At 42.6% G+C, this 2035-nt stretch carries 2 protein-coding genes; one reads left to right on the top strand and one right to left on the bottom strand.

Annotation, left to right across the window (positions count from 1 at the left end; all coding sequences use genetic code 11):
* Positions 1 to 1195 (bottom strand): extracellular solute-binding protein (locus HP456_RS05375; RefSeq protein ID WP_172248985.1); only part of this gene is annotated, 1195 nt, incomplete at its 3' end.
* Positions 1196 to 1487: 292 nt separating this feature from the next.
* On the opposite strand from HP456_RS05375, the gene HP456_RS05380 reads away from it, so the two are divergent.
* Positions 1488 to 2035: alpha amylase N-terminal ig-like domain-containing protein (locus tag HP456_RS05380; protein WP_172248986.1), on the top strand; the 548-nt coding region annotated here is incomplete at its 3' end.

Below are 2035 nucleotides of genomic sequence, written 5' to 3' on the forward strand. Positions count from 1 at the left end.
CCACAGTCTGAAGTGCATTGGCCATAGGTTCCCACACCGTACCCATTTCAGGGATATTCGGCATTGGGACCGCATATTGAGACTGTTCGGCTACCGCTTTTGCACCTGGATTATCGGCAATCGCAGGGTCTTCGATCAGCCCTTGGTTTGTCGGAACTTCTTGAGTTTGTTCGAAACGAAGCTTAGCATATTCATCTTGAGTGATGAATTCGATGAACTTTTGAGCCCATTCTTTATTTTCAGAGTATCCGGATACGTGCCATCCTTTAACCCCCATGAACGTTTTCATTGGCTCTCCGTTAGGAAGCTTTGGCATAGCAGAAATACCGATATCGATTCCAGCATCTTTATAACCTTGGAAAGACCATGGTCCGTTCATTACCGAAGCAACTTTTCCTTCGTTAAATAGGCCGTCCATTGCAGATCCGCCATTTTCACCGACGATTCCTTTAGGGAATAATCCTTCTGAGTACCATTTCTGAATATACTCGGTACCTTCAACAGCACCTTCATTGTTCAAGCCAAGATCTTTCGGATCCAATGCCCCGTCCTTTTCAGCAAATACATAACCGCCGAACCCGCCTATCGGCGCGTGTGCAAAGTAATAGTTATCCCATAAAGCCAAGAATCCAAAGTTCCCATCTTTCGTGAAATCTTTAGAGAATGAATGTACTTCATCCATTGTTTCAGGAGCTTCTTTCATTAATTCTTTATTATAAATAAATACTGGCGTTTCAGATGACTTGGGAAGACCATATAGTTTTCCTTCGTAGCTTTGAGCTGTTATAGAAGATTCAGTAAAACGGTTCTCTACATCTTCTTCAATTTCTAATGGAGCGATATGACCTGCAAGAGCAAGTTCACCGATTTGGTCATGCGGTAAAGTCAATACGTCAGGGCCAGTTCCCGCAGGACCGTCTAAACGCAATTGTTCTCTCATTTTGCTGGCCATTTCCACTTCTTTCACTTCTAATTCGATGCCTGTTTCTTCAGTGAACTTGGCACCTACTTCATCCAGCCAACCGGATTTCTTTTCATCTTCCCAGATAACCAGCTTTTCAGGCTTGTTGGCATCGTCAGCTTTTTTCCCGCTGTCTTTATTTCCTGAAGATTGTTCTTCACGGTTAGGACCACAAGCAGCCAACGCACCCAGTACTAGCATCACTACCATTAACAATGATAATGCTTTCTTCATCTTGACCCCTCCTAATTATAGGTAATTGCATACTTTCCCCGGGGTTGTACAACCGTTTGCACACATAAATATAGAAAGGTGCAAAAACCCTGCTCACAGTTATGTGTGAAAGCGATTGCACAACCTATTTCCTATTATACAAATTAAAACTCATTTAGCAATAGTTTTTTCAATATTTTTAAGTTTAATAGAAAAATAAACAATCGCTTCCGTATAGACGATATGTTTGATTGACAACACCGCAAGAGTAGACTACTCTTTATATAAAAATGGATAGAAGGAGGCTCCCGCCATGTTACTTGAAGCAATCTATCATCGACCGAAGGACAACTATGCATACGCTTGCACTAAAGACGAACTCCATATCAGAATCAGAACTAAGAAACACGATATTAAAACTGCTTCCCTCCTCCACGGTGACCCCTATCAATGGGATAATGGAGAGTGGGTTTACGATAAGAAAGAAATGACCTTATCAGGCACCGATCAATTATTTGATTACTGGTTTGCTCCTTTGACACCTCCTTTCAGACGCCTCCGCTACGGATTTGTCCTCAATGATGGAAACGAAGAAATTTTTTATGGAGAAAAAGGGTTTGCCGAAAATCCGTCATTAGACATCGGTGATTACTTTTGCTTTCCATTCTTAAATGCAGCTGATGTTTTCCAGGCACCCGAGTGGGTAAAAGACACAGTCTGGTATCAAATCTTCCCTGAACGGTTTGCGAACTCCAATCGGAAGAACGATCCGGAGGGGACACTTGAATGGGGCAGCACAGACCCTTCAAGATCAAATTTCTTCGGCGGCGATCTTGATGGGGTCATCGAGAATATCCCCTA

Source organism: Bacillus haikouensis, from assembly GCF_013179555.1.
In the GTDB taxonomy this organism is placed as follows: Bacteria; Bacillota; Bacilli; order Bacillales; family Bacillaceae_B; genus Rossellomorea; species Rossellomorea haikouensis_A.